Genomic DNA, 25,660 nt, shown 5'->3' on the forward strand with positions numbered 1-25,660 from the left:
ACAATGCCACTTGCTTATATTGGTCTAGGTAGCAATCTGGATGATCCTGTCAGCCATATTCGCCAAGCCCTACGAGAACTGGACAAGCTGCCTCTTTGCCAACTTGTGGCTCAGTCGTCCTTATACGCTACACGACCAATAGGGCCACAAGATCAGCCAGACTTCATTAACGCCGTAGCTGCCCTTGAAACTACGTTTTCACCGTTGGCACTGCTAGATCAGCTTCAAGGGCTGGAACAACGCCACCGCCGCCGGCGACTGCGTCACTGGGGGCCACGCACGCTGGATTTAGATCTGCTGCTTTATGATCAAGACACGATCGTGCGCCCTAGGCTTCAGGTGCCTCATCCCCATATGCATAAACGCGCCTTTGTCCTAGCGCCTCTTGAAGAACTGGTGTCTGCCGCTCAATCAGAGCCAATAGTGCTTTATCAACAGCCGCTTGCAGAGTGGCTGAAGCAGCTTGAGCAAAGCGGAATACAACGGTTAGACAACCTAAATGCTACCGTGACTGCTACCGTCTGACACAAATCTCGACACCAAGCCCCCATTCAGGTAACAATTGCCAGTTACGCCACTTCACGCTTGCAAGGATGCAACGTTAATAATGGTCGGCTGCCCACGTTGCATCGGCCCACTTAGAAACTACGAGAGCACGCCATGAAAACCGTCACCCTGAGCACTCTGCAGGCGTATAAGCGCGCCGGCGAAACGTTCAGTTGCCTGACCGCTTACGATGCCTCTTTTGCCCATGCTGCCAGCGCTGCAGGCGTTGATGTTCTGCTAGTCGGCGACTCCCTAGGCATGGTCTTACAAGGGCACACTAGTACGCTTCCCGTGACTATTGAAGATATTTGCTACCACACACGCTGCACAGCCCGTGGCAAAGGCCATAGCCTGTTGATGGTGGACTTACCGTTTATGAGCAACGCCACCACGGAACGCATGTTAGAGGATGCCGCCGCATTGATGCGTGCTGGCGCCGAACTGGTAAAAGTCGAAGGCGAAGCATGGATGGCCGACGGTATCCGTGAGATGACCCGCCGTGGCGTCCCGGTATGCGCTCACCTCGGGTTAACACCGCAAACGGTCTACCAGTTAGGTGGTTATAAAGTGCAAGGCCGCGAAGCCGCCCAGGCCGAACAAATTATCCATGATGCCAAAGTGCTCGTTGAGGCAGGTGCTTCCGTGATCTTGCTGGAGTGTGTGCCAGCAAGCCTGGGTAAAGCGGTCACTGAAGCCTTAGACGTCCCAGTGATTGGCATCGGCGCAGGCTCTGATACCGATGGCCAAATTTTAGTCATGCACGACGTATTAGGCGTCACTCATGGCCGCACACCGCGCTTCGTCAAAAACTTCATGGCTGACGCTGAAAGCATTCAAAGCGCATTTGCAAACTACCATGAAGCGGTTAAAACCCGTACTTTCCCAGCCGCTGAGCACTGTTTTTAAGCGCCACCTGGAACGACGACGATCCCTTTATGCGCACTTTACGAGATATCAACGAATTACGCAGCACGCTCCGTGAATACCGTCAGCGCGGCCAACGCATTGCCTTAGTGCCTACGATGGGAAATCTGCATCAAGGCCACTTGGCGCTTGTGGCCAATGCTCGCCAGCACGCTGACGTCGTTATTTCAAGCCTGTTCGTGAACCCCATGCAGTTCGGCCCCGGTGAAGACCTGGACGCCTACCCACGCACGTTCGAGGCCGACCAAGCGAAGCTGACCGATGCTGGCTGCGATATTCTCTTCGCCCCCACCGTCAGTGCGCTTTATCCCAATGGCCTGACGGCCCAGACCCTCGTGCATGTCCCCACCGTAGGCGAAGGATTGTGCGGAGGCTCGCGCCCTGGGCACTTTGATGGCGTTTCGACCGTGGTCAGCATGCTATTTAATCTGGTGCAGCCGGATGTAGCTTGCTTCGGTGAAAAGGATTATCAGCAACTTGCGGTCATTCGTAAGCTGGTGCGTGATCTTCACATGCCTATCGAGATTATCGGCGTGCCGATTGTGCGCGCCGATGATGGCCTAGCGCTCTCCTCTCGGAATGGTTATTTAAGTGAGCTTGAGCGCGCCAAAGCCCCTATGCTATATCGCACTTTATGCGAGCTACGCGATGCATTAGAGCGCGGCACCTCCATCGAAGAGGTACTACAACAGGGTAAAACGGCACTGTATGATGCTGGTTTTACGCCTGACTACCTTGAGCTACGTGACGCAACGCTTGCTCCTGTGAGCAGCTCGACACGCAGTGCCGTGCTACTAGCAGCCGCTAAGCTAGGGCCCGCTCGGCTTATTGACAACATCAGCGTGCAGCTCCCAGACGCTGCCACTGACACTAGCTCGTAGCTAGTTTCGCTATTTAGGAGTTTCTATGCACACGATTATGCTTAAAGCCAAGCTGCATATGGCTCGCGTTACCCACGCGGTACTCAATTATGAAGGTTCCTGCGCTATCGACGGGGAATTGCTGGATATGGCCGGTATTCGTGAAAACGAGCAAATCCAGATCTATAACGTGGAAAACGGCGAGCGTTTCACCACCTACGCGATTCGTGGAGAAGAAGGCTCTCGGCTAATTTCTATCAATGGTGCAGCCGCGCATTTAGCCTCACCGGGACACCGGATCATTATTTGTAGTTACGCGCACTACTCCGAAGCAGAGCTTGAAAGCCATCAGCCTGCGCTTGTCTATCTGCAAGAAGGCAATCACGTTAGCCACACCAGCAATGCGATTCCTGTCCAATTAGCGTAAGCCAAGCAAGTGAGTAATCAGCTATTTAACGGGCCGTTTTACGGCCCGTTTTTATTTGCCTAAAAAAGCGTATTGCCGCAATGCACAACCTTCCCCTATGCTGATAGGTAAGTTCGACACAACATGCTAACAACAATGGAGAGTCCGCTTCCCCTGAAGTCGCTGTCCTCACTCAGAACGTTGCGTTACTTACCCAAGGAGTCATCATATGCAAGACGTGGTTATTGTCGCCGCTCGCCGCACCGCCGTAGGAAGCTTTGGTGGATCACTCGCTGGCATTCCTGCTAGCGATTTAGGTGCATTGGTTATTAAAGACATCCTCACCTCTACCGGCGTTGCCCCAGAGCAAATTGATGAAGTGTTGCTAGGCCAAGTGCTGACAGCCGGTGTAGGCCAAAACCCTGCGCGCCAGGCAGCTATCAAAGCTGGTCTGCCTGATGCCGTTCCAGCCATGACGATCAACAAGGTATGTGGCTCAGGCCTCAAGGCCTTGCACCTGGCGACCCAAGCCATCCGTTGCGGTGACGCCAGCGTTGTTCTGGCAGGTGGACAGGAAAACATGTCGGCATCCCCCCACATCCTGCCTAACTCGCGTAACGGCCAGCGCATGGGCGACTGGAAGGCGATTGATTCCATGGTTCACGATGGCCTGTGGGATGCATTCAACAACTATCACATGGGTATTACTGCAGAAAACCTGGCAGAAAAATACAGTATCACTCGCGAAGCGATGGATGAATTCGCGGCAGCCTCTCAGCAAAAAGCCGCACAAGCCATCAAAGATGGCAAGTTCAAAGGCCAGATCGTGCCCGTGGAAATTCCACAGCGTAAAGGCGATCCAGTGGTGTTTGATACTGATGAAAACCCACGAGAAGTTACCGCTGAGAAGCTAGCGGGTATGCGTCCCGCGTTCAAGAAAGACGGCACCGTTACCGCCGGTAACGCCTCATCCTTAAACGATGGTGCTGCCGTGGTAATGCTTTGTTCAGCAGAAAAAGCCAAAGAACTTGGCTTAGAGCCACTGGCGCGTATTGCCGCTTACTCTAACGCTGGCGTTGACCCTGCCATTATGGGCATTGGCCCAGCCCCGGCCACCCGCCGCTGCCTCGAAAAAGCGGGCTGGAGCCTGGACGACCTTGACCTTGTAGAAGCTAACGAAGCATTCGCTGCTCAAGCACTTTCAGTCAACAAAGAGTTGGGCTGGGATGTCAGCAAAGTGAACGTTAATGGCGGTGCGATTGCCCTAGGCCATCCGATCGGCGCTTCTGGCTGTCGTATTTTGGTTAGCTTGCTGCATGAAATGATTGCGCGTGATGCGAAGAAAGGCTTAGCCACGCTGTGTATCGGCGGCGGCCAAGGCGTTGCACTGGCGATTGAGCGCCCTTAACTACTCTTCAATACGCTTAAACGCCATGCCCCCGCTAAAAGCGGGGGCATTTTTTTAATGGCTTATTCTTCATGGTTTATGTTGCAACGTCCTAGCGGCGTTTCTCTCCCACAATACTTGAAGGTGTTCGCCATACTAACAACGCCCCCAGCAAGAATAGTCCCGATGCCGCCCACATCGCAATCGGCAGGCTAGTGGCATCGACGATACGTCCGCCAAACATAGCCCCTAAGCCAATCGACATATTAAAGGTAAATGCCATCAGCGCGGTGGCTGCCTCGGTATTAGGCGCAGTACGTATAATCCAGGTTTGAATACTCACTGACACGCTGCCAAAAACAGCCCCCCATACCATTAGCAGCAGTACGCCGCTGATAGGCTGAACCCCCAGCAGCGGGAAAATAGCCACCACTAACAGTAACAGGCTGGGAATGGCCAGCACCGCTCGATAAGGGTGACGCCCAGCAAAGATACCTGCCGCGATATTACCCATAATCCCGGCCGCCCCATATAGCAACAGCAAGCTGCCAACATGGCGCTGAGCCACGCCACTAATCTCCTGAAGAATGGGGCTAATGAAGGTATAAGCAGCAAAGTGTCCAATAACGACAAAGCCAGTAGTTAACACCGCGACACGCACACCACGACTGCTAAACTGCTGCACTAACATACGTAATCGCACCGGCTCTCTTGGCGGCAGTGGCGGTAGCCAACACCATAGTGCAACGGCGGTTAATAGACTCAGTCCGCCTAGCGCGCCAAATGCCACCCGCCAGTTGCTCAAGTCGCCAAGCAGCGTGCCCAACGGCACCCCCAATACCGACGCAGCAGCCACACCACTGAAAATAATCGTCATGGCCTTGGCAACCTGATCGCTGGGCACCAGCCTTGGAGCAATACTGCCCGCAATGGCCCAAAACCCGCCGATACTAATGCCCACCAACACCCGGGCTGCCAGTAGTAAGCCAAAGTTGCTGGCCACTGCTGAAAGCGCGCTGCCAATCACCATCACAATCATCATCACCGTGAGCATGATACGTCTATCTAGACGGCCTACCGCTACCGGCAACAGCGGCGCAGAGAAAGCGGCAACCACTCCCGGCACAGTCACCATAAGCCCCGCCAAGCCTGGCGTGACCCCCATTGACGACGCCACCTGGGATAATAACCCTATAGGCAGCTGCTCTGCTGTCACCAATAAAAAAATGCCGATCATCACGGCCACTACCGCCCGCCAACGCGGCGCTTGCTCCTTCTCCATGTTCTCTTTTCCTTTACTGCCTATAAAACGACACCGCCCCCGCAACTGAAAGCTGCGGGGGCGGCCGTTACGTCTACATCGCTTTAGTTAGCGACGTCCGCTTCGGCAGCGGCAAAAGCTGCTTTCTCTTCCTCGGTGATCTCTTTGATTGAGAGCTTCACACGATTGCGGTTGTCGATATCCAATACCTTCACAATCACATCATCGCCTTCATTTAAGAAGTCGCGCACGTTGTTAACGCGCTCGGCAACAATTTGTGAGATATGCACCAAGCCGTCGGTACCCGGCATGATATTAACGAAAGCACCAAAGTCAGCAATGCGAACTACTTTACCGTTATACAGCTTACCAATTTCCGCTTCTGCGGTAATTGCCAGCACGGTATCAATGGCTTTTTTGGCGGCTGCTTTATCTTCGGCGTAGATACGCACGGTGCCATCATCATCCAGATCAATAGAGGCACCGGTGTCTTCGCAAATTTTACGAATCGTTGCGCCACCTTTACCAATCACATCACGGATCTTGTCCGGATCGATTTTAATCGTCGCCATGGACGGCGCATTTTCCGATACGTCCGTACGACTTTGACTGATCACGTCGTTCATCTGAGCGAGGATACTAAGGCGAGCATCATGGGCTTGCTGCAGCGCTTTCTCCATGATCTCTTCATTGATGCCCTCAATCTTAATATCCATCTGCAGAGCAGTAACGCCCTCTTCAGAACCGGCAACTTTGAAGTCCATATCGCCCAGGTGGTCTTCGTCACCCAGGATATCAGTCAATACCGCATAGCCGTCTTCATCTTTCACTAAGCCCATGGCAATACCTGCCACCGGGGCTTTTAATGGCACACCGGCATCCATCAGTGCGAGCGAGGAGCCACACACTGACGCCATGGAGCTAGAACCGTTAGATTCAGTGATTTCCGATACTACACGGATGGTATAGGGGAACACGTCTTCTGACGGCAGCATCGCTTGAACGCCACGGCGTGCTAAACGGCCATGACCGATTTCACGACGCTTCGGCCCGCCCATAAAGCCTGCTTCGCCGACACAGTAAGGAGGGAAGTTGTAGTGCAGCATAAAGCGGTCTTTACGCTCGCCTTCCAGGGATTCGATCAGCTGTGAGTCGCGCAGGGTGCCCAAGGTCGCAACGGCAATAGCCTGGGTCTCGCCACGGGTAAACACCGCCGAACCGTGTGTCTTAGGCAGGACACCCACCTCAATCGCTAGAGGACGTACAGTGGCATTGTCGCGCCCATCAATACGCGGCTCGCCTTTTACCACACGAGAGCGTACAACGCGCTTCTCAAGGCCCGCAAACGCACCTTTCACGTCATCTTGGCTGAATTTACCTTCTACTTCTTCGCCTTCAGCAGCAGCCAACTGGGCAACCGCTTCCTCTTTCAGCGCTGACAGCGCATCTTGGCGAGCCATTTTGTCCGTAATGCGATAAGCATCACCTACCTTGGCTTCAAAAGCATCGGCCATGGCTGTTTTCAGTGCGATATTCTCTTGAGCGGGCTGCCAATCCCAACGCGGTTTGCCAGCGTCAGCGACCAGCTCTTTAATCGCGCTGACAGCTACCTGCATTTCCTGGTGACCGAACAGCACGGCACCAAGCATTTCATCTTCAAGCAGTTCCTGAGCTTCCGACTCCACCATCAATACGGCGTTTTCGGTACCGGCAACAACCATGTCTAGTTCTGAGGTAGCCAGCTCTTCGACGGTTGGGTTTAGGAAGTAGCCCTGCTCTTCATTAAAGCCCACACGTGCCGCGCCAATCGGGCCATTGAATGGCACACCGGCAATACCCAGCGCTGCTGAGGTGCCCAGCAGGGCTGCGATATCGGGGTCATGATTACGATCAGTCGATAGAACAGTACAGATAACCTGTACTTCGTTCATAAACCCTTTCGGAAATAGCGGACGAATCGGACGATCAATCAGACGAGAGGTAAGGGTTTCTTTCTCGGTAGGGCGCCCTTCGCGCTTAAAGAAGCCGCCGGGGATCTTGCCCACTGCGTAGGTTTTCTCTTGATAGTGTACCGAGAGTGGGAAGAAAGACTGGCTGGGGTTCGCTTCTTTTTTGGCCACCACCGTACACAGTACGACGGTTTCATCCATGGTCACCATAACGGCGCCAGTGGCTTGGCGAGCAATACGCCCAGTTTCTAGGGTGACGGTGCTACGACCGTATTGAAACGTTTTTTTTACCGGATTCACGGCGACTTCCTTTAACATTAATATCTACTTGTCTTTTCGCTTGGGTCGTTTTGACTCGCCACCATTCTAGGCGCTGTGGCGCCATACGGCTACCAGAAACAAAAAAACGGGCAGCCCACAAGGGGGCTGCCCGTTTTTGATCGTTGCCGTTAACGCTTAACGACGCAGACCTAAACGCTGAATCAGAGACTGATAGCGTTCAAAATCTTTACGCTTCAGGTAATCCAACAGCTTACGACGCTGGTTTACCATGCGGATCAGACCACGACGAGAGTGGTGATCCTGCTTGTTGGTTTTGAAGTGGTCCTGCAGGCCATTAATGTTGGCGCTCAGCAGTGCAACCTGAACTTCAGGGGAACCGGTATCGTTATCGCCGCGGCCGTATTCGTTGACGATCTCGGCCTTCTTCTCAGCGGTTAATGCCATCTGTCTCTCCAGTAAGCAATATGCCTAAAATTGAATGGGTGAGACCACGCATATTTGCAGTCTCATGCAACTATCTTCACGTACATCTTCACGTACAATTTTCGCGCAAATCGCTACGTCCTTGCAACGCTTTACGAGATAGCGACGGTACTTAACAGTCGCTTGGGAGCTACTTCCTGCGCCCCTTTTACAACGCCAAGGCCGATAAACGTCTCAGCGTAATAAAGTCTTGCCAGCGCGTCAGGCTCAAGCACACCCACGGCTAAGCTCGCCGATTGACCGTGTGCAAGACGCCCATACGCTGTTTCATCTACCGTCAGTGACGGCAAATGATCAACCAGCACATCCGCAGGCATTAGCTCAGCCTCGCGGGCGGCTTGATCTGCCAGCGCTTCAAGGTCTTCCAGTGTCCACATTGCATCGCTGGTAAAAGGCCCTGTTTTGAGCCTTCTCAGCTGGCTTATATGGGCACCACAGCCCAACGCATGACCAATATCTTCAGCCAAGGTGCGAATATACGTGCCTTTGCTGCAGCTGACTTCCATTTCAAAGGCGGTGCCCTCAAAAGCAAGCAGCCGCGCATCATACACGCTTACTCGCCGCGCTGCACGCTCAACGTGCTTACCCTCACGAGCAAGCTCATAAAGCTTTTTGCCTTGATGCTTTAATGCCGAATACATTGGCGGCACTTGGTCAATCTCGCCGTGAAAGCGAGCTAGGGCTGACTCGATATCCTCAGCCGCTAAACGGGGGATCTCGCGCCGCTCAATGGCCGTGCCTTCAGCATCACCGGTGTCTGTAATCACGCCCAGCTCTACCCGGGTGCGGTACATCTTGTCGGCTTCTAACAGGTGCGCGGAAAACTTAGTAGCCTCCCCAAGGCAAATCGGTAACAACCCCGTTGCCATAGGGTCCAGCGTGCCGGTATGACCGGCTTTTTGCGCCTCAAACAGACGACGCACACGCTGCAGCGCATGGTTGCTGGAAATGCCCTTAGGCTTATCCAGCAGCAATACGCCATTAACCGGCAATCCGCGACGGCGACGTGCCATTAGCGCGTCTCCTCACCACTGTCATTATCGCTACCCTCTTCATCATCCTGTTGACGTGCGCGGTCAGTTGAAACCGCTTCGTCGATCAGCGATGAAAGGTGCTGGCCGCGCACCACGCTTTCATCGTAATGAAAGCGCAGCTCAGGTACATGACGTAGCTTAATGCGTTTGGCAATTTGGCTTCTTAGAAAGCCTCCAGCGCGCTTGAGCACCTGTAGGTTTTCTTTGATACGCGCGGGATCTTGCTCACCCAATAAGGTGACATAGATATCGGCGTAGCCAAGATCACGGCTAACGGTAACACCACTGACCGTTACCATGCCCAAACGCGGGTCTTTCACTTCGCGCTGGATCAGTACTGCCAGCTCCTTTTGGAGCTGGTCAGCGACTCGGTCGGTACGCTTAAATTCGCGCATGATTGCTCCTCGCGGCCTTACAGGCTGCGCTCGACCTTCACTTGGTCAAAGACTTCGATCTTATCGTTGACCTGAACATCGTTGTAGTTCTTCACGCCGATGCCGCATTCCATGCCATTACGCACTTCCTGAACGTCATCTTTGAAGCGGCGCAGCGACTCGAGTTCGCCTTCGTAAATCACAACGTTGTCACGCAGTACACGGATACGCTTGCTGCGCGATACGGTGCCTTCGACAACCATACAGCCAGCCACTGCACCAATTTTCGGTGCGCGGAACACATCGCGTACTTCGGCCACACCCACGATCTCTTCTTTCCACTCGGGGGCAAGCATACCGCTCATCGCCTGCTTAACCTCATCGATCAGCTGGTAAATAACGCTGTAGTAGCGCAGATCCAGACCTTCACGTTCGATGATTTCACGAGCAGCCGCATCAGCACGGACGTTGAAACCAACGACGATAGCCTCAGAAGCAAGCGCCAAGTTGGCATCGGTACCGGTGATACCGCCAACACCCGAGGAGACCACGGCAACTTCAACTTCACCAGTGGAAAGCTCTTCCAGGGCACCTTTGATAGCTTCCAGCGAGCCTTGAACGTCGGCTTTCAGAACGATATTGACCTTGGCCACTTCGTCTTGGCCCATCTGGCTGAACATGTTCTCCAGCTTGGCCTTCTGCTGACGTGCTAGGCGCACTTCGCGGTATTTGCCTTGACGGAAGTTGGCCACTTCACGGGCTTTCTTCTCATCGGCAACGACCATGAAGTCATCACCAGCATCCGGCGTGCCATCCAACCCTTGGATTTCGACCGGCATAGCAGGACCAGCGGTGTCCACTTGCTTGCCTAGCTCATTGGTAAGCGCACGAACGCGGCCGTAATGCAGACCGGCAAGAACGATATCGCCTTTCTTCAGCGTGCCGTTTTGCACCAGAACGGTGGCTACCGGACCGCGACCTTTATCAAGGCGCGATTCAACCACAACGCCTTTACCAGGTGCGGAAGGTACAGCCGTCAATTCAAGCACTTCTGACACAAGCTGAATGGCTTCCAACAGCTCTTCGATGCCATCGCCAGTCTTCGCAGAAACGTGAACAAACTGGGTGTCACCACCCCATTCCTCTGAAATCACGCCATGCTGCGCGAGCTCATTACGGATGCGATCCAGATCGATGCCCTGCTTATCGATCTTGTTCACCGCTACCACCATGGGTACTTCAGCAGCTTTGGAGTGTTCGATCGCTTCAATCGTCTGAGGCATCACGCCATCGTCAGCAGCAACAACCAGGATAACGACGTCAGTCGCTTTGGCACCACGGGCACGCATCGCGGTAAATGCCGCGTGGCCAGGAGTATCCAGGAAGGTAACCCCGCCGTGATTGTCTTCCACGTGGTAAGCACCGATATGCTGGGTAATACCGCCTGCTTCGCCAGTGGCAACTTTCGCGCGACGGATATAATCCAACAGCGATGTTTTACCGTGGTCAACGTGGCCCATAACAGTGACCACCGGTGAACGAGTGATCTCTTCGCCTTCATAGGAGATGCCTTCCAGCATTTCCGTTTCCAGCGCATCGTCCTTCACCAGCTTGACTTTGTGGCCCATCTCTTCCACAACGATAGCCGCTGTATCTTGGTCAATCGTTTGGTTGATGGTCACGGCCGCGCCCATGTTGAACATGGCCTTGATCACTTCATTGGCTTTGATCGACATTTTGTCGGCCAACTCAGCAACGCTGATCGACTCAGGAATCGAGACTTCACGAACGATCGGCTGAGTCGGCTTTTGGAAAGCATGCTTGCCGTTGCCACTCTGGCTGGCACCACCACGACGACCGCCGCGACGCTCGGCACGTTTTACTTTCTTGCCGCCACCACCGCGCTTACGCTCTTCGCGGTCGCCACGATCCTCATCGTCATTACGGCCTTTTTTCTTCGCCGCTGCCTTCTTAGGCGGTGCTGTACGACGATCCGTGCGGCCTTCTTTCGGCGGCGCAGGCGGCAAATCATCAGATGCCGGGGTATCGTCGATTTGCAGCTCAGGCACAGCGATTTCGGGTACTTCAGCTGCTTTTGCCTTGGCTTTCTCTTCCTCGGCTTTACGTGCAGCATCTTCTGCAGCTTTCGCTTTAGCCGCTGCAGCCTTTTCTTCAGCTTCACGGATATCGCGAGCTTTACGCTCGGCTTCCGCTTCCGCCATATCACCTACCAACTGACGCGGGCCAGAATGCTTAGGCTCAGGCGCTTTCGGCTTATTTTCTTCGGCGCTCTTAACGTACGTTTTTTTCTTACGCACCTGCACTTCAATCGTTTTGCCACGCTCACCCGTTTTAATACGGCTACGGGTTTTACGCGTCAACGTAATGCGGTTTTTGCTAGCATCGCTGTCACCGCCGCCATGGCTTTTTTTCAAAAAGCTGAGCAGCGTTTGCTTATCGTCTTCAGACACGGCGTCGCTTTCTGACGCATGTTTTAAACCGGCTTCTTTCATCTGTTCCAATAGGCGGGGCACATCACGGCCCACCTTTACTGCAAAATCTTTAACTGTCATATCTGACATAGTGACCCTCCTCAGCCCGTGACCTTTTACTGTGTGTTCGAATCCGATACGCCATCGTCTTCAAACCAGGGCGCACGGGCAGTCATGATCAGTGCCGCTGCGCGCGCTTCGTCCAACTCCTCGATATCGACCAGATCGTCGACAGACTGCTCGGCGAGATCTTCCATGGTGACGATGCCTCGGCTAGCCAGAATGAAGGCCAGGTGGCGCTCCATGCCGTCCATTCCCAGCAGATCGTCTGCCGGCTGGGCACCGTCTAGCGCTTCTTCCGAGGCAATGGCCATCGTCAGCAGCTCGTCTTTCGCTCGTGCGCGCAGCTCTTCCACCAAATCTTCATCGAACTCTTCGATTTCGAGCATTTCTTCAAGCGGCACGTAGGCAACTTCTTCCAGGGTGGTAAACCCTTCTTCCACTAATAGGCGGGCAACGTCTTCGTCCACTTCCAGATGCTGAACAAAGGAGTCCACCAGGCTATCAATTTCCTGCTCACGTTTTGACTCAGCTTCATCTTCGGTCATCACGTTAATACGCCAGCCGGTTAGCTCAGAAGCTAAACGCACGTTCTGGCCGCTACGACCAATGGCCTGAGCCAGATTGTCTTGGGCAACGGCCACATCCATGGCGTGAGCATCTTCGTCAACCAGGATAGATGCCACATCAGCAGGTGCCATGGCATTTATCACCAGCTGCGCAGGGTTGTCGTCCCACAGCACAATATCGACACGCTCATTTTGCAGCTCTGACGACACTGCCTGTACACGAGAACCACGCATACCAACGCACGCCCCAACAGGATCAATACGGCGGTCGTTGGTTTTAACGGCGATTTTGGCCCGCGAGCCAGGGTCGCGCGCCGCACCTTTGATTTCAATCAGCTGCTCAGCAATTTCCGGCACTTCAATTTTAAACAGCTCAATGATGAACTCAGGACAGGTGCGCGACAGCTGTAGCTGCGCCCCACGTGCGTCTGGATCAACTTTTACTAGCAAGGCGCGTACCCGCTCATTCATGCGGTAGCGCTCACCGTGGATCATTTCGTTACGCGGTAAGAACGCTTCAGCGTTTTCACCCAGGTCGATAATCAATCCATCACGCGTGGTTTTCTTGACAATGCCTGCCACCAACTCGCCTTCGCGGTCAGCGTACTGACGAACCACTTCAGCGCGTTCGGCTTCACGTACCTTCTGCACGATAACCTGCTTGGCAGTTTGCGCAGCGATACGCCCAAACACGGCATTTTCAATCTTTGTCTCAACTACATCGCCTAGTTTAAGCGGCGGATCACGCTGCTCAGCGATGGTCTGTTTAATTTCATAATCAGGTGTTTCAAATTCGTCATCTTCGACAACGGTCCAGTAGCGGAACGTATCGTAGTCGCCCGTGCGGCGGTCGATATGAACGCGCACATTGGCTTCTTCCTGATCAAAACGCTTGCGTGACGCGCTAGCTAGCGCGGCCTCAACCGCCTCAAAAATAACATCGCGGGGGACGCCTTTTTCGTTAGAGATCGCGTCCACGACCATTAAAATTTCTTTACTCATGCGTTTGCCTCGCCAGAAAACCTGTCCTTTTGTGCATCATCCCGGCAGCCTGCCGGAAGCCGCCACCCGTTTATTCGTCGAATTGCGGGACGACGTGCGCAGAATCGATGCTTTCGATTGGAAAACAGTACTCTTCGCCATCCAGCTGTAGCAGAACCTCGTCGCCTTCGACACCAGCGAGAAGGCCTTGATATTTACGCCGTCCATCAAAAGCCACGCGCAACTTGAGCGCAACGTGGTGGCCTTGATAACGAATAAATTGATCCAGGGTATATAAGGGACGTGCCATACCAGGCGACGAGACTTCCAAGCGGTATTCGCCAGGAATGGGATCTTCCACATCCATAACGGCACTGACTTGGCGACTAATATCAGCGCAGTCTTCCACACTGACGCCACTTTCGCGTTCGATATAAATCACCAGCCGCGAATGCTTGCCCTGGGAAAGATGGTCGATACCCCATAGCTCAAAACCCATGGCGGCTACGACAGGTTCGATCAGCGCGTGAAGCGCAGCGTGTTTTGTGGCCACAGACAAAGCTCCTATAGCCGTTGCATCAGGCACCTGGCCAGGAGTTGAATGAAAAGCTAGGTGGCTGATTGGCGTTACCCGGAAATGTGTCTCTGGCAATTCGGAAGACATCCGCTGTGGAGACACTCTTGGCTCTCGAAAAGCTACTAACAAAAAGCCCCTTCACAGGAAGGGGCTTTTCGAAAGAAACCTGTAATACCATCTAATAACATGACTTGGCTTTTGCCCTTACCCAACCAGCATCAAGACTAACTAACATCAAGATTTTTTCAGGCAATTAACATGTTACTAGCAAATGGTAGCGGGGACCGGATTTGAACCGATGACCTTCGGGTTATGAGCCCGACGAGCTACCAGACTGCTCCACCCCGCATCAATCTAGGTCGACGATAATAGACACTTGAACCACTTTCGTCAACCTTTCTTTTCAAGTGCATTTTTCGTCTTAGGCGCCAATCCCTACTCTTTTGACAATGGCTTTCTAATCAAGCCTATTTGACAAAATAACTCTGGGAAGCTGGTAAACCAGCAAAACAGATGGTGCCGAAGGCGGGACTTGAACCCGCACGACCATACGGTCACTACCCCCTCAAGATAGCGTGTCTACCAATTCCACCACTTCGGCAACAGGGGAGGCTAAAAAAAGCAGTATCAATACGTTACTCGCTGCTTTCCTCTAGCACTGGCGCGGTATTATCCATACTTGCAGGGCTATCGTCAAGCGTTGGGATGTTGCGCTGCTGCTCAATTAGCCGAGAGTCGGGAATACCTGCTTCAGGCGCTTGCCCTGCCTGGGTCGCAAAGTAAGCCAATGCCATTGAGGTAACGAAAAAACCGGCCGCTAAAAGCCCCGTTGCACGAGACAAAAAGTTACCGCTACCCCGCGAACCAAACACAGTTTGCGATGCCCCTCCACCAAAGGAGGCACCCGCTTCGGCACCTTTACCCTGCTGAAGCAGGATGAGCACAACCAAGGCGATCGCAATCACCACGTGAACCATAAGAATTGCAACTTGCATGGGATTATCCTGCTGACTGACAAATGGCGTAGAAATCGTCGGTTTTAAGCGAAGCACCGCCCACTAAACCGCCGTCGATATCCGGCTGAGCGAGCAGCTCAGCCGCATTGCTTGCATTCATGCTACCGCCGTAAAGCAGCTTAAGCTGCTCAGCTAGCGTTTTATCAAACCCGGCCTGGTAAGCACGAATACCGGCCATTACTTCCTGAGCCTGTTCCGGCGTTGCTGTGCGGCCTGTCCCAATTGCCCAGACGGGCTCATAGGCAATCACAATCTTAAGCCGCTGTGCCGGCTCTAAACGCGCCATTGCATAGCCAACTTGGCGCAATACAACATCCATCGTGCTACCGGAGTCGCGCTCTTCCAGGGTTTCACCAACACAAAGAATCGGCGTGATGCCGACATCAAGTGCAGCTACCAAACGGTCAAACACCTGCTCATCACCTTCTTTGTATAGCTGGCGACGCTCAGAGTGGCCAACCAGCACATAGGCCACATCAAACTCTTTAAGCATACGCCCGCTAATCTCACCCGTATGCGCACCTGAGTGCTGTGGATTGAGCGTCTGCGCCCCTAACTGTAACGGCGTATTTTGGAAAGCACTTCGCGCCGCTTCCAAATAAGGAAACGGCGGAATAACTACAACGTCGATATCATTAGGCAGTTTGGACGCGGTGAAGGCGTCTCCAAACGCTTGAACCAACGCCGTGGAGCCGTTCATTTTCCAGTTACCGGCAATTAATGGCGTACGCATCGATTATCCTCACTCAAGGTGGAGCGAAATGGTATAGGAGCGGCCTTGTCAAGACAACCGCTGTTATACAGGTTAGTTAGTTGAGGGGGTGGCAAGCATGCTCGTCTATCAAACACATTGACCAAGCTAGCCGAGCAACGCCTGGACCTGATCGGCAAGTTTATGCGCTAGACGGTCAACGTCCAGGTGAGCCCGCCCTTCCACCATCACTCGGATTAGCGGCTCAGTACCCGACGGCCGCAGCAACACTCTACCTTGGTCACCCAGCTCAGCCTCAAGGGCAGCCACCGCTTCAACTAGCGGCTTTGCCGTCATGACATCTTTTGCGTTGGTGTCCCCAGGCAGCCTGACGTTAACCAGCGACTGAGGCACCTTTTCCAACCCCTTCAAGAGAGACAGCAGCGGCTTTTGTTCTCGCACCATCAACGCTAACACTTGCAACGCTGAAACAATCCCATCGCCTGTGGTTTGAACATGGCCACATACAATATGACCTGATGATTCGCCACCCAGCTCCCAGCCGTTGGCAGCCATCACTTCCATGACAAAGCGATCACCCACTTTTGCGCGCTGAAAAGGAATTCCCAGCCGCTCCAGCGCCATAGCAAGCCCAAAGTTACTCATCAGGGTGCCTACTACGCCGCCCTCAAGAAGCCCCCGCTCGTGACGGTCTCGGGCAATTAGATAAAGAATATCGTCGCCATCCACCTCACGGCCATCGGCATCTACCAGCAGTACTCGATCTCCATCACCATCAAAGGCAATGCCTAAATCAGCGCCTTGCTGGATCACCGCCGCACGCAGCGCTGCGGGATGGGTAGACCCCACGTGGTGATTAATATTCAACCCATCGGGGGAGGAGCCAATCACACTCACATCAGCGCCTAGCTCACGAAACACGTTTGGTGCAATGTGATAGGTCGCCCCATGAGCACAATCCAATACCACTTTTAGACCATGCAAGCTGAGACGATCAGGTAGCGTCGATTTACAGAATTCGATATAGCGCCCCGCAGCATCGTCAATGCGCGTCGCTTTACCCAACTGAGCCGCGCTCGCCGTTGTCAGAGGCGCATCAAGCATCGTCTCAATACGATCCTCAATCTCGTCGGGCAGCTTTTTACCTTCGGCAGAGAAAAACTTAATGCCGTTATCGTCAAACGGGTTATGAGACGCGGAAATCACAATCCCAGCGTCAGCGCGGAAGGTACGAGTTAGATAAGCGATCCCCGGCGTAGGCATTGGCCCCAACAACGCAACATCGACACCTGCGGCAGATAGCCCCGCTTCCAGGGCTGATTCAAACATATAGCCAGAGATGCGCGTATCTTTACCAATTAATACGCGAGTACGGCCTTTTTCACGGCGCAGCACCTGCCCCACCGCCCAGCCTAACTTGAGCATAAAATCGGCAGTAATAGGCGCTTGCCCGACCGTGCCGCGAATTCCATCGGTACCAAAATAACGTCGCGTCATGGCGTCATCTCCTTATTTAGCGGCAACTCGCAACCCTCCTGGAGTACCGCCCATGCCATATTAACGGCATCTACCGTGGGCCCTACATCATGCACACGCAAAATATTGGCGCCCCGCTCAACCGCCATGGCTGCTAACGCCAAGCCGCCGGCCAAACGCTCCTCCACCGGGCGACCCAGCACTTTACCAATCATGCTTTTCCGCGACATCCCGACTAGCAGCGGCAACTCCAGCGCCTGAAGCTCATCCATATACTTCAGCAAGCGCAGGTTATGTTCAATGGTTTTGCCAAAACCAAAACCCGGATCGACCAACAGACGGCTTCGGCGAATTCCAGCGGCTTCACACGCGGCTATCCGCTCAGCCAGATAGTCGGCAACCACTCGCTCAACTGGCTGACCGTAATATGGCGACTGCTGCATATCCTGAGGCTCGCCCTGGCGATGCATTAAACACACTGGCAAGCCCGTGCTTGCTGCAGCGCCCAACGCACCCTCACGCTCTAGCGCTCGCACATCGTTAATCATACCGGCACCAAGCGCACTTACTTCTCGCATAACGGCAGGGCTACTGGTATCCACTGACACCAGCGCATCTAGCTCGTGCACTAATGCTTCAACCACAGGTGCTACTCGGTCTAACTCTTCTTGCTCTGATACGGGGCTAGCCCCTGGCCTTGTCGACTCCCCGCCCACGTCAATCATCGCAGCACCTTCCGCCAACATTTGTTCAGCACGGTGCAGCGCGCTATCTAGGCCAATGTGTTGCCCGCCATCAGAGAAGGAGTCCGGCGTAACATTCAAAATCCCCATTACTCGGGGAAACGAAAGATCTAATGCATGGCGTCCACAGCGCAGGTGATATGCGCTATCCGCTGCCCGTAAAGGCGATGAAGAGTCAACTATCGGTTTCATGCTGCGGCCTACTAAAAGAAAAAACGTGTTTGCAATTGCGTCACAGCATAACAAAAAGGCGCCCCGTTATGGGGCGCCTTTGCTAACATCGCTAACACTCGAACACGTTAAGGACCTGCGGGGCCGCCTAACGGATCAGAAGGGCGACGGCGTGGCTCGTCATCATCTTCTTCGCCATCGTCGCCAGACGCATCAGAAGGCGTACCGTCAGCCTTTTCCCCAGCCTTCTCTTCAGGCTTGTCGTCGCTAACACGCGTGCCGCCGCCAGATGAGTCACCGTCGTTCCAGCCTTCGGGCGGACGCGGATCACGCCCCTCCATAATATCTTTAAGCTGATCAGAATCGATGGTTTCGTACTTCATCAGCGCTTCGGCCATCGCGTCTAGCTTGTCGCGATTATCTTCCAGAATCTGACGCGCCTGCTCGTAACACTCGTCAATAATCTTGCGTACTTCTTTATCGAGACGAGACGTTGTTTCGCCAGATTTTAGCTTACCGCCCCCCTGACCAGGGCCACCAAGGAACTGGTGAGACTCATCCTCGTCGTACATGATCGGGCCCATTTCATTCGACAGCCCCCACTTAGCGACCATGTTATGGGCAAGCTCGGTGGCACGCTTGATATCGTTTGAGGCACCCGTTGTCACACCGTTAGCCCCCAGCGTCATCTCTTCGGCAATACGTCCACCAAACAGCGAGCAAATCTGACTGAGAATCTGCTGGCGAGACAGGCTGTAGCGATCCTCTTCCGGCAAGAACATCGTAACGCCTAGCGCACGGCCACGCGGGATGATTGTCACTTTGTAAACAGGATCATGCTCAGGCGCGATCAAGCCAATAATGGCGTGACCTGATTCGTGATAGGCCGTATTGAGCTTCTCTTTATCGGTCATAACCATCGATTTGCGCTCAGCGCCCATCATGATTTTGTCTTTAGCAAGCTCCAACTCTTCCATGGAAACCAAGCGCTTGTTACGGCGGGCTGCAAACAGCGCAGCCTCATTCACCAAGTTCGCAAGGTCCGCACCAGAGAAGCCTGGCGTACCACGTGCAATCAGCTGCGGCTTGACGTCATCAGCCAGCGGTACTTTACGCAAGTGAACACCCAGAATGTGTTCACGGCCACGAATATCCGGCAGCCCAACCGTCACTTGGCGGTCGAAACGCCCCGGACGCAGCAGCGCAGGGTCAAGAACGTCAGGGCGGTTAGTGGCCGCAATAACGATGACACCTTCATTAGCTTCAAAGCCATCCATCTCTACCAGTAACTGGTTGAGTGTCTGCTCACGCTCATCATTGCCGCCACCCATGCCAGCACCGCGCGAACGGCCAACGGCATCGATTTCATCAATAAAGATAATGCAGGGCGCTTGCTTCTTGGCTTGCTCAAACATGTCACGAACGCGTGAGGCACCAACGCCGACAAACATTTCAACAAAGTCTGAACCGGAGATAGAGAAAAACGGTACTTTGGCTTCGCCGGCGATGGATTTGGCCAGCAGCGTTTTACCAGTTCCCGGCGGCCCCACCATCAATACACCGCGTGGGATTGTGCCACCCAAACGCTGGAATTTAGTAGGATCACGCAAGAAGTCTACAAGCTCTTCAACTTCTTCTTTCGCTTCATCGCAGCCGGCAACATCAGCAAATGTTGTCTTGATCTGATCTTGGGAAAGCAGTTTGGCTTTCGACTTACCAAAGCTCATTGGGCCGCCTTTACCGCCACCGGCCCCACCCTGCATCTGGCGCATAAAGAACATAAAGATGGCCAGAATGAGCAGAATCGGGAAACTCGCAATCAGCAAGCGCGTCCAGATGCTTTGTTGCTCCGGCTCTTTACCCACAACAGTCACGTTGTTGCTGAGCAGATCATCCATCAGCTTAGGATCTTCCGCCGATGGGCGGATGGTCTGGAACTGGGAACCGTCCGTACGCTCACCAATGATGGTATAGCCATCAATCGTGACACTACGTACCTGCTGATTTTGCACCTGCTGCACAAACTGAGAGTAGTTGGTGGTTTGCGGTGCGCTTTCCGTACTGAAATTGTTGAACACTGTCAGTAGAACGGCCGCGATGACCAACCACAGAATCAGGTTCTTCGCCATATCGTTCAAGGGGCTACCCTCATTACAAGAATCCGTCAGTTAACCGTCAATACTCAGACCTTACACTAGAGCTTAACGTTCAACCATTGCCAAAGCACATTTTGCTTTGGGCCATCTGTGTCACGCTCGTCCAATGTGCATAATGTGACACAATTTACGCCTGCCTGTCTGGCAATCGTGGTGATAAATCTTTGCTATTACTCACAGCTTCTACACGCTCGCACTTACCAACGAGCACAGGGCCACGTCTCGTTAGCCTCGAAATCCTTCCGCTAAAAAATAGACTTCCCGCGAGCGCGCCCTCGAAGCATCCGGCTTGCGAGTCACAACACGATCAAAGCTACTTCGGAGCTCTTTCAAATAGGTATCAAATCCTTCGCCTTGAAATACCTTAGCCAGAAAACGCCCGCCAGGCGGTAGCGTTTCTCGCGCAAGCTCCAAAGCGAGTTCAACGAGGTACATTGCCTGTGGCTGATCAATAGCCGCCATACCACTCATATTGGGGGCCATATCAGACATCACAAGGTCTACCTGACGATTTCCTAGGCGCTCAAGAATCGCGTTAAGCACGCTCTCTTCAGTAAAATCGCCCTGGATGAAGTCAACGCCAGCTAGGGCATCCATCTCTAATATGTCTGACGCTATCACGACACCCTCAGGCCCTACCTTTTCTGCGGCAATTTGACTCCACCCCCCTGGGGCGGCGCCAAGATCAATAACCGTCATGCCTGGGCGAAACAGTTTATCCTTTTCATCAAGTTCAAGCAGCTTATAGCTAGCACGGGAGCGGTAGCCATCTTGCCAGCGCTGCTTTACATACTGATCGTCAAAATGTTCTTTCTTCCAGTTGTTGCTGGTCTTGCTTACTGAGTGTTTACGGCTTGGGGGCTTTTGCTGCATGTGGGAATCTAACGCTGGAATAAGAGATGGGCGCATTCAAGCGATTGCTTTCACTTAACGGCATTTCACCGTAAGATGGAGCGTTAAGCGCTAACCGGGATACCGCAAGATACCATGAGCTTGTCACAGGCACAAAAGAAAGCATTTCGTAGCATTGGCCACCACCTCAATCCAGTGGTCACCGTTTCTGAGAACGGCGTCTCCGAAAATTTGCTCGCAGAACTCAGCCGCGCGCTCAACGATCACGAGCTCATCAAAGTGAAGCTCGCTATTCCAGAGCGGGAAGACCGCGTCGCGGCACTCAATGAGCTAGTCGCCGACAGTAACGCCGAGCTAGTACAAACCATTGGCAAAATGGCGCTACTCTATCGCCGCAACCCGAAGGTAAACCCCAAACTTTCCAACATCACGCGGTTTGAAAACCACCACGGACGGCATTAATCCCCACGTGGTTCGTTAAACAATGTGAGATGTAAAAAGGCCCGCGACGCCACCGTCACGGGCCTTTTTTTGCGTGCCTGGATGACAGGCGCCATTAAGACGCCTGCCCCGCGTCACAGCGGTAAATCAGAGATGCTCAACACTCTCAATTTCGTACTCAACATCGCCGCCAGGTGTTTTCACCACCACTACATCGCCCTCTTCTTTGCCGATCAACGCTCGGGCGATAGGCGAGGTCACAGAAATGCGTCCCTCTTTAATATTGGCCTCGTCTTCACCAACAATGCGGTAGGTAACGTTGGCGTCGCTGTCCAGGTTCAGCAGCGATACGGTAACCCCAAAAATCACCTTGCCGGTTTTTGGCAGTTTAGTAACGTCGATTACCTGCGCGCCTGAGAGCTTGCTTTCAATTTCCTGGATACGACCTTCAATAAATCCTTGCTGCTCACGAGCGGCGTGATACTCAGCGTTCTCCTTGAGATCGCCATGCTCACGCGCTTCAGCAATAGCAGCAATAACTTGAGGGCGGGCTTCGCCCTTCAAGTGATTCAGCTCTTCGCGAAGACTTTTTTCTCCCGCTACCGTCATCGGGACCTTGTTCATTGACTTGCTCCTGCATGCAGATCCTGAAGGCGCCGCACCGTAATCTCCCTACCGTACTCAAGCGCCATGCAAACAGCATTAGCGCCCGCCAAGGTGGTCGCATAGGGCACCTTGCGCGCGAGAGCAGTACGGCGAATTATTGAAGAGTCGTTAATAGCCTGACGACCTTCAGTCGTGTTAACGATGTAGGCGATTTCGTCGTTCTTCAGCAGATCGACGATATGGGGACGGCCTTCGTAGACTTTATTGACGTGCTCCACGTCCAGTCCAGCTGCTTCAAGCGCCGCTGCTGTACCGCGCGTTGCACATAGTGTGAAGCCTAATGTTAGCAGAGAACGTGCCACTTCGATAATCCCCTGCTTGTCAGGTTCGCGCACCGAGAGGAATGCTTTACGGTCGCCATCCAATGCTGGAATGGCTTCGCCAGCGCCCAACTGCGCTTTAAAGAACGCTTCTGCAAAGGTCTCGCCAGAGCCCATCACTTCGCCTGTCGACTTCATCTCGGGCGACAAAATCGGGTCAACACCCTGGAACTTGTTGAACGGGAAGACCGCCTCTTTCACGCTATAGAAGTGCGGGATAATTTCGCGCTCAAAGCCCTGCTCGGCCAGAGTTTTACCCGCCATGCAGCGCGCAGCGATCTGCGCCAACGAAGTGCCGATGCATTTAGACACAAACGGCACGGTACGCGACGCACGAGGATTAACCTCAATGACATAAATCTCGCCATCCTGCCATGCCAGCTGCACGTTCATCAGGCCTTTAACGCCCAGCTCAACGGCCATTTTCTTGACCTGCTCGCGCATTTCATCCTGCACGTCGGCAGGCAGCGAGTAAGGCGGCAGCGCACAGGCGGAATCACCAGAGTGAACGCCCGCTTGCTCAACGTGCTGCATAATACCGCCGATAACCACCTGCTGACCGTCCGATACAGCATCGATATCAATCTCGACCGCAGCACTCAAGAAGTGGTCAAGCAGGACAGGTGAGTCATTAGACACCTTCACCGCATTGGTCATGTAGTTTTCAAGTTCGGAGGCATCATAAACGATCTCCATCGCCCGCCCACCTAGCACGTAACTAGGACGCACCACTAACGGGTAGCCAATGGCCTCCGCCTTGGAAAACGCCTCTTCAAAGCTGCGGGCAGTGGCATTGGGCGGCTGCTTCAGACCTAGCTTGTCGATCATCACCTGGAAGCGCTCGCGGTCTTCAGCGCGATCAATAGCGTCCGGCGTGGTACCGATAATCGGCACGCCTGCTGCCTCTAGCTCACGGGCAAGCTTCAGCGGGGTTTGACCACCGAACTGGACAATCACGCCCACCGGCTTCTCTTTGTCGGCAATTTCCAACACATCTTCCAGCGTTACCGGCTCGAAGTAGAGGCGATCAGAGGTGTCGTAGTCGGTAGAAACCGTTTCTGGGTTACAGTTGACCATGATCGTTTCATAGCCATCATCGCGCATGGCAAAGGCGGCATGAACACAGCAGTAATCGAACTCGATACCTTGACCAATGCGGTTCGGACCACCACCAAGTACCATAATTTTCTGGCGATCCGAGACATCTGCCTCACACTCCTCTTCATAGGTGGAGTACATATAAGCAGTGTCTGAAGCAAATTCCGCAGCACAGGTGTCGACACGCTTATAAACCGGACGAATACCCGCTGCCTGGCGCGTTTTACGAAACTCTTTTTCAGATACACCCAACAGCTTGGCTAAACGTGCATCACCAAAGCCTTTGCGCTTAAGCTGATAAAGCTCGCGAGCAGAGAAATCGGCCAGGGCGCGCTTGGCGACGGCATTTTCCGTCAACACTAGATCTTCCAACTGAACCAGGAACCAAGGGTCGATATTGGTGAGCGCAAAGACGTCATCAATGCTCATTCCAGAGCGCATGGCGTCAGCCACATAAAAAATACGCTCGGCACCGGCAGCCTGCAGCTCGCCCTGAATAATCGCCATATTGTCTGGCGTGAAATCAGTGATAATCGGATCAAGGCCATCGTTACCGGTTTCCAGGCCGCGCAGCGCTTTCTGCAGCGACTCTTGGAACGTACGACCAATCGCCATCACCTCACCCACCGACTTCATCTGGGTGGTCAGGCGGTCGTTTGCCTGCGGGAATTTCTCGAAGGTAAAACGCGGAATCTTAGTGACGACATAGTCAATTGATGGCTCGAACGATGCAGGAGTGCGGCCACCGGTAATGTCGTTTTGCAGCTCATCTAAGGTGTAACCCACCGCCAGTTTTGCGGCGATTTTGGCAATCGGGAAACCTGTGGCCTTAGATGCCAGCGCCGATGAACGCGATACCCGTGGGTTCATCTCGATAACCACCAGGCGGCCGGTTTTCGGGTCCATGCCAAACTGCACGTTGGAACCGCCGGTTTCCACACCAATCTCGCGCAGTACTGCGAGGCTGGCGTCACGCATGATTTGGTACTCTTTGTCGGTCAGCGTTTGCGCTGGCGCAACAGTAATCGAGTCGCCGGTGTGAACCCCCATCGGATCGAAGTTCTCAATCGCACAGACAATGATGCAGTTGTCATTCTTATCCCGCACCACTTCCATTTCGTACTCTTTCCAACCCAGCAGCGATTCGTCGATCAATAGCTCGTGGTTATTGGAAAGCTCGAAACCGCGGGTACAGATCTCTTCGAACTCTTCTTTGTTATACGCCACGCCGCCGCCGGAGCCGCCCATGGTGTAAGAAGGACGAATAATGGTCGGGAAACCAAGCTCCGCCTGAATTTCCCAGGCCTCGTCCATGGTGTGCGCCACTTTCGCTTTCGGGCACTCCAAACCGATGCGCTTCATGGCTTGATCGAACAGATCACGATCTTCAGCCATATTAATCGCATCGGCATTGGCACCAATCATCTCGACGCTGTACTTCTCTAGTACGCCATGCTTTTCCAAGTCAAGGGCACAGTTGAGCGCTGTCTGACCACCCATGGTGGGTAGGATCGCGTCCGGGCGCTCGGCCTCAATAATTTTTTCAACCGCTTGCCAGGTAATCGGCTCGATGTAGGTAGCATCGGCCATGGCCGGGTCAGTCATGATGGTGGCCGGGTTGGAGTTAACCAAAATAACCCGGAACCCCTCTTCACGCAGCGCTTTACACGCCTGGGCGCCAGAGTAGTCGAATTCGCAGGCCTGGCCGATGACAATCGGGCCAGCGCCAATGATAAGAATGCTGTTGATATCGGTACGCTTAGGCATAACGGTTCCCGCAAAATAGGTGACGATGAGCGACAAAAAAACGGCGTTACATGGCGG

22 protein-coding genes and 2 tRNA genes are annotated in these 25,660 nt (G+C 53.7%); 6 read left to right on the forward strand and 18 right to left on the reverse strand.

Annotation, left to right across the window (positions count from 1 at the left end; translation table 11 throughout):
* Positions 1–3 precede the first annotated feature (3 nt).
* From folK to HVE01_RS05405, 5 genes are all read left to right on the forward strand, one after another.
* On the forward strand, positions 4–525 hold the full coding sequence (gene folK / locus HVE01_RS05385) for a 2-amino-4-hydroxy-6-hydroxymethyldihydropteridine diphosphokinase (RefSeq protein WP_146942887.1): 522 nt from the start codon (positions 4–6) through the stop codon (positions 523–525).
* 135 nt (positions 526–660) lie between these two features.
* Positions 661–1,452: a 3-methyl-2-oxobutanoate hydroxymethyltransferase gene (gene panB, locus HVE01_RS05390; protein WP_146942889.1), complete on the forward strand. Its 792-nt coding sequence runs from the start codon at positions 661–663 to the stop codon at positions 1,450–1,452.
* A gap of 29 nt (positions 1,453–1,481) precedes the next feature.
* A complete protein-coding gene (gene panC / locus HVE01_RS05395; RefSeq protein ID WP_146942890.1) occupies positions 1,482–2,351 on the forward strand; it encodes a pantoate--beta-alanine ligase in 870 nt (289 codons plus the stop codon).
* Between the two features lie 25 nt (positions 2,352–2,376).
* Positions 2,377–2,757 carry an aspartate 1-decarboxylase gene (gene panD / locus HVE01_RS05400; protein WP_125745169.1) on the forward strand — a complete coding sequence of 127 codons (381 nt, stop codon included), beginning with the start codon at positions 2,377–2,379 and terminating at the stop codon, positions 2,755–2,757.
* 208 nt (positions 2,758–2,965) lie between these two features.
* Complete coding sequence (locus tag HVE01_RS05405; RefSeq protein WP_146942892.1) at positions 2,966–4,144, forward strand: acetyl-CoA C-acetyltransferase; 1,179 nt, start codon at positions 2,966–2,968, stop codon at positions 4,142–4,144.
* 91 nt (positions 4,145–4,235) lie between these two features.
* Here HVE01_RS05405 and HVE01_RS05410 read toward each other — a convergent pair whose 3' ends face one another.
* The 16 genes from HVE01_RS05410 to rlmE all read right to left on the reverse strand — a co-directional run bounded on the left by HVE01_RS05410 (position 4,236) and on the right by rlmE (position 21,332).
* Positions 4,236–5,405 carry an MFS transporter gene (locus HVE01_RS05410; RefSeq protein ID WP_146942894.1) on the reverse strand — a complete coding sequence of 390 codons (1,170 nt, stop codon included), beginning with the start codon at positions 5,403–5,405 and terminating at the stop codon, positions 4,236–4,238.
* Between the two features lie 83 nt (positions 5,406–5,488).
* Positions 5,489–7,651, reverse strand: coding sequence for a polyribonucleotide nucleotidyltransferase (gene pnp, locus HVE01_RS05415; protein WP_125745163.1), 2,163 nt, complete (start codon positions 7,649–7,651; stop codon positions 5,489–5,491).
* Positions 7,652–7,789: 138 nt separating this feature from the next.
* Positions 7,790–8,059, reverse strand: coding sequence for a 30S ribosomal protein S15 (rpsO, locus tag HVE01_RS05420; RefSeq protein WP_009723734.1), 270 nt, complete (start codon positions 8,057–8,059; stop codon positions 7,790–7,792).
* A 131-nt stretch (positions 8,060–8,190) separates the two neighbouring features.
* Positions 8,191–9,111, reverse strand: coding sequence for a tRNA pseudouridine(55) synthase TruB (gene truB / locus HVE01_RS05425; protein ID WP_146942896.1), 921 nt, complete (start codon positions 9,109–9,111; stop codon positions 8,191–8,193).
* Complete coding sequence (gene rbfA, locus HVE01_RS05430) at positions 9,111–9,527, reverse strand: 30S ribosome-binding factor RbfA (protein ID WP_125745159.1); 417 nt, start codon at positions 9,525–9,527, stop codon at positions 9,111–9,113. Before rbfA ends, truB begins: the two co-directional genes overlap by 1 nt.
* A gap of 17 nt (positions 9,528–9,544) precedes the next feature.
* Positions 9,545–12,088 (reverse strand): translation initiation factor IF-2, encoded by a 2,544-nt coding sequence (gene infB, locus HVE01_RS05435; RefSeq protein WP_146942898.1) that lies wholly within the window; start codon positions 12,086–12,088, stop codon positions 9,545–9,547.
* Positions 12,089–12,114: 26 nt separating this feature from the next.
* The gene (nusA, locus tag HVE01_RS05440) at positions 12,115–13,629 is read right to left on the reverse strand and encodes a transcription termination factor NusA (RefSeq protein WP_125745155.1); all 1,515 of its coding nucleotides are present in this window, start codon (positions 13,627–13,629) and stop codon (positions 12,115–12,117) included.
* Positions 13,630–13,699: 70 nt separating this feature from the next.
* On the reverse strand, positions 13,700–14,161 hold the full coding sequence (rimP, locus tag HVE01_RS05445) for a ribosome maturation factor RimP (RefSeq protein ID WP_030074116.1): 462 nt from the start codon (positions 14,159–14,161) through the stop codon (positions 13,700–13,702).
* 296 nt (positions 14,162–14,457) lie between these two features.
* A tRNA-Met gene (locus tag HVE01_RS05450) sits at positions 14,458–14,534 on the reverse strand.
* 165 nt (positions 14,535–14,699) lie between these two features.
* Positions 14,700–14,786: transfer RNA gene (locus HVE01_RS05455), tRNA-Leu, on the reverse strand.
* A 34-nt stretch (positions 14,787–14,820) separates the two neighbouring features.
* A complete protein-coding gene (secG, locus tag HVE01_RS05460; RefSeq protein ID WP_125745153.1) occupies positions 14,821–15,180 on the reverse strand; it encodes a preprotein translocase subunit SecG in 360 nt (119 codons plus the stop codon).
* A gap of 4 nt (positions 15,181–15,184) precedes the next feature.
* Positions 15,185–15,934, reverse strand: a complete 750-nt coding sequence (gene tpiA, locus HVE01_RS05465; protein WP_146942900.1) for a triose-phosphate isomerase — start codon at positions 15,932–15,934, stop codon at positions 15,185–15,187.
* 126 nt (positions 15,935–16,060) lie between these two features.
* On the reverse strand, positions 16,061–17,410 hold the full coding sequence (gene glmM / locus HVE01_RS05470; RefSeq protein ID WP_146942903.1) for a phosphoglucosamine mutase: 1,350 nt from the start codon (positions 17,408–17,410) through the stop codon (positions 16,061–16,063).
* Positions 17,407–18,324: a dihydropteroate synthase gene (gene folP, locus HVE01_RS05475; protein WP_198350398.1), complete on the reverse strand. Its 918-nt coding sequence runs from the start codon at positions 18,322–18,324 to the stop codon at positions 17,407–17,409. Before folP ends, glmM begins: the two co-directional genes overlap by 4 nt.
* Before the next feature lie 107 nt (positions 18,325–18,431).
* A complete protein-coding gene (gene ftsH / locus HVE01_RS05480) occupies positions 18,432–20,441 on the reverse strand; it encodes an ATP-dependent zinc metalloprotease FtsH (RefSeq protein WP_146942905.1) in 2,010 nt (669 codons plus the stop codon).
* Positions 20,442–20,684: 243 nt separating this feature from the next.
* Positions 20,685–21,332: a 23S rRNA (uridine(2552)-2'-O)-methyltransferase RlmE gene (gene rlmE, locus HVE01_RS05485; RefSeq protein WP_038480697.1), complete on the reverse strand. Its 648-nt coding sequence runs from the start codon at positions 21,330–21,332 to the stop codon at positions 20,685–20,687.
* Between the two features lie 114 nt (positions 21,333–21,446).
* On the opposite strand from rlmE, the gene yhbY reads away from it, so the two are divergent.
* Positions 21,447–21,773: a ribosome assembly RNA-binding protein YhbY gene (gene yhbY / locus HVE01_RS05490; RefSeq protein ID WP_125745146.1), complete on the forward strand. Its 327-nt coding sequence runs from the start codon at positions 21,447–21,449 to the stop codon at positions 21,771–21,773.
* Positions 21,774–21,899: 126 nt separating this feature from the next.
* On the opposite strand, the gene greA is transcribed toward yhbY, so the two are convergent.
* Positions 21,900–22,376 carry a transcription elongation factor GreA gene (gene greA, locus HVE01_RS05495; protein WP_125745144.1) on the reverse strand — a complete coding sequence of 159 codons (477 nt, stop codon included), beginning with the start codon at positions 22,374–22,376 and terminating at the stop codon, positions 21,900–21,902.
* Positions 22,373–25,603 (reverse strand): carbamoyl-phosphate synthase large subunit, encoded by a 3,231-nt coding sequence (gene carB, locus HVE01_RS05500; RefSeq protein WP_146942907.1) that lies wholly within the window; start codon positions 25,601–25,603, stop codon positions 22,373–22,375. Before carB ends, greA begins: the two co-directional genes overlap by 4 nt.
* Positions 25,604–25,660: the final 57 nt, after the last annotated feature.

The sequence above is a fragment of the Vreelandella venusta genome (assembly GCF_007989605.1).
Lineage (GTDB): Bacteria > Pseudomonadota > Gammaproteobacteria > Pseudomonadales > Halomonadaceae > Vreelandella > Vreelandella venusta.